The 2911-nt window shown below is 38.6% G+C and carries 3 protein-coding genes and 1 rRNA gene; 3 read left to right on the top strand and 1 reads right to left on the bottom strand.

The features are described from left to right. Positions 1 to 547 (top strand): TonB-dependent receptor domain-containing protein (locus tag PE36_RS23265; RefSeq protein WP_006034568.1); only part of this gene is annotated, 547 nt, incomplete at its 5' end. 127 nt (positions 548 to 674) lie between these two features. Further along, positions 675 to 1463, top strand: a complete 789-nt coding sequence (murI, locus tag PE36_RS23260) for a glutamate racemase (RefSeq protein ID WP_006034567.1) — start codon at positions 675 to 677, stop codon at positions 1461 to 1463. A 14-nt stretch (positions 1464 to 1477) separates the two neighbouring features. On the opposite strand, the gene PE36_RS23255 is transcribed toward murI, so the two are convergent. Continuing rightward, the gene (locus PE36_RS23255; protein ID WP_006034566.1) at positions 1478 to 1933 is read right to left on the bottom strand and encodes an RNA-binding protein; all 456 of its coding nucleotides are present in this window, start codon (positions 1931 to 1933) and stop codon (positions 1478 to 1480) included. Between the two features lie 667 nt (positions 1934 to 2600). Here PE36_RS23255 and PE36_RS23250 point away from each other — a divergent pair. Beyond that, a 16S ribosomal RNA gene (locus tag PE36_RS23250) occupies positions 2601 to 2911 on the top strand; the annotation flags it as partial.

The raw sequence follows: 2911 nt of genomic DNA, 5'->3' as shown, positions 1-2911 counted from the left end.
TGAATCGGGCGAATCTATAGAAATTGGGATTCAAGGTATAACTGGAATGGTTGATTGGAGATTGACCGCTTATAAAAATAAAGTCCAAGATTTAATTAAAGCTAAAGACGATGTTAATGGGGTTTATACAGCTTATAATATTGAAGGAGAAAGCGTTCTTCAAGGTGTGGAATTAGAAATTAATGCTGTAACAGGTATTGTTGATCACCAAGCTGTGTTGGAGTATTTAGATCCTAAAGATCCAGATGGTGAGACATTAGTACGTCGTGCTAAATACAAAGCTAAATGGCAAGGTGTTGTCCAACTAGGTGATACGGATTTATCTCTACGCTACTTATATCAAGGTGAAAGAGATGATTTTGGAACAAATGGTGTTGAAACCTTTGCTGGTTACAGTCTTTGGGATATCTCAGCGGCTTACTTAGTTACTGAAGAATTTAAAGTAAGTGCTCGGATCGATAATTTATTCGATAAAGAATATGCGACTGCACAGGGTTACCCTGCTCCTGAACGTGGTTATTACATTAACGCTACTTATGAATTTTAATTTGTAATTAAACGCTAAAGTGATAACCGAGAAGCCAGCTATATGCTGGCTTCTTTATATCTATCTATTCCAATTTATCCCGCCCTTGACTATTATATGGCTTTTATAATGATCCAATGGGTTGTACATGAGTAAGATATTGATTTTTGATTCTGGTGTAGGTGGTATATCTATATATAAAGCAATCAAAGAACAATTGCCAAACGCGGACTACCTTTACCTGTTTGATAATAAATATTTCCCTTACGGTGAACTTGACCCTGAGTTTCTTATCGATCGTGTTTGCCAGCTAATCGGCTACATGTGCGAAAATCATAGTCCTGATCTAGTGGTTATCGCCTGTAACTCTGCGAGTACATTAGTATTACCTGCTTTACGTAAGCGTTTCTCTATTCCTTTTGTTGGCGTTGTTCCGGCAATTAAGCCCGCGGCATTACAAAGTAAAAAGAAAAAAATAGGTTTGCTTGCTACCCCTGGTACCGTATCACGCGAATATACCCAATTGCTTGTTAATGAGCATGCTCAGGATTGTGAGATAGACATGATCGGGACGACAAGCCTTGTGTTGCAAGCTGAGAATAAACTATATGGTCATCCGGTCGACTTAGATGCAATCAATAATGTGGTATCAAAATGGAGTGACCCACAGAACAGCCCTGACGTGGTAGTACTCGGTTGTACACATTTTCCCCTGCTCGTTACCGAATTAGAAGCAAGCCTTGGTGAACACATTCAATTTATCGATTCTGGTATGGCGATAGCACTGCGTGTGAAGGATATATTAGGCGAGAAAAATACGGTTCTGAATACATGCAATATAGGCCAATCTTTTTGTACCAAAATACAGGCACAAAAAAAGCTGACTCTCCTATTTAATAGAATAGGGTTAAGTCAGCCTTTATATATAGACGTATAATCTAATGAAGTAAATTACTCCGTCGGATGAAGAGTGCGCTCATTTGCTTCACGTACTTTTAATGTCCGTTGTTGGTATTCAGCATCATTAAGCGATTGAATTGCTTCTTTCGCGTCAGCCTCTGGCATTTCGACAAAACCAAAACCACGACGTTTACCTGTATGCTTGTCTTTCATTAAGCGAACTGATAATACCTGGCCATGTTCTGCAAACAATGTACGTACTGATGTTTCATTTGCTCGGTAAGGTAAGTTCCCTACATATAATGTCGTTGTTTCTACAGCAGCGCTGCTTGAAGATGAAGGTGTTGTTAATTTAATTGTAATACCAGTAATAATTGCACCAATAGCAAACGCAATCGGTGCTGCTATTGCATTTCCTATAAAGGAAAGCGCTGCAAAACCAATTGCAGCAATAGCTACTGAAATAACGGATGCTCGAGTAGCATTGGATAAAGTTGAAAAGCTCATCGTTTTAAAGAACCCCTGAAAACACGTAAGTGATTAATATGAAAGAATAAAGTATCAATTGTTACTCTTGTCCCTAATAGTAACTAATATATAGAAGAGCGACAATCAGTCTCAATGTATCAATAAAAAGCTACAAAAAATCATAGCTGTGTCTTATTTTGTCAAAAAATGTATGAAATACAAACAAAAAATTAGCATTATTGAAATATAAATGCTTAGTCTGTGTATAACCTGGTGGTAAGTTGTGATTAATAATGTCTTTTGTTTTTTATATAAAAAAGACTTGTTATCATCAGTCATCTCTCTATAATGCGTCCTCACTGACACGGCAACAGCCGCCAAGTAAAGGTGTTTATTGGTATCGGAAGTTACTTTTTAACCTCCTGAAATAAAGTGCAAATATGTACTTGACTTCGAATCTGGTTTGCGTAGAATACGCAGCCTGACTAAGACGCAAAGCGTTGATGTCAATGCTCTTTAACAATTTATTCAAGCAATCTGTGTGAGCACTTGCAGAGATATAATGACCAAATATTATATCAATGTAATTGTGAACATTAAATTAAATCGAAAGATTTGGTTTTATAAACAACAAACTTCGGTTTGTTGTTGAAGTACAGAATTCATTGAGCCGACTTAATTGCTTAGGCAATTAGTCAAAAACTTTTAATTGAAGAGTTTGATCATGGCTCAGATTGAACGCTGGCGGTAGGCTTAACACATGCAAGTCGAGCGGAAACGAAGAATAGCTTGCTATTCTGGCGTCGAGCGGCGGACGGGTGAGTAATGCTTGGGAATCTGCCTAGTCGAGGGGGACAACAGTTGGAAACGACTGCTAATACCGCATACGACCTACGGGTGAAAGGGGCCTCTTCTTGAAAGCTCTCGCGACTAGATGAGCCAAGTGGGATTAGCTTGTTGGTGAGGTAAGAGCTCACCAACGCGACGATCCCTAGCTGGTCTGAGAGGATGATCAGC

Origin of the sequence: Moritella sp. PE36, from assembly GCF_000170855.1 — a bacterium.
Classification (GTDB): Bacteria; Pseudomonadota; Gammaproteobacteria; order Enterobacterales; family Moritellaceae; genus Moritella.
The sequence above is the reverse complement of the archived record's forward strand: the minus strand, read 5'-3'. Positions and strand labels throughout refer to the sequence as shown.

Bases quoted from the DNA above. Each gene is read 5' to 3' on its own strand.
- murI (WP_006034567.1), top strand. From the start codon at position 675: ATGAGTAAGATATTGATTTTTGATTCTGGTGTAGGTGGTATATCTATA.
- PE36_RS23255 (WP_006034566.1), bottom strand. From the start codon at position 1,933: ATGAGCTTTTCAACTTTATCCAATGCTACTCGAGCATCCGTTATTTCA.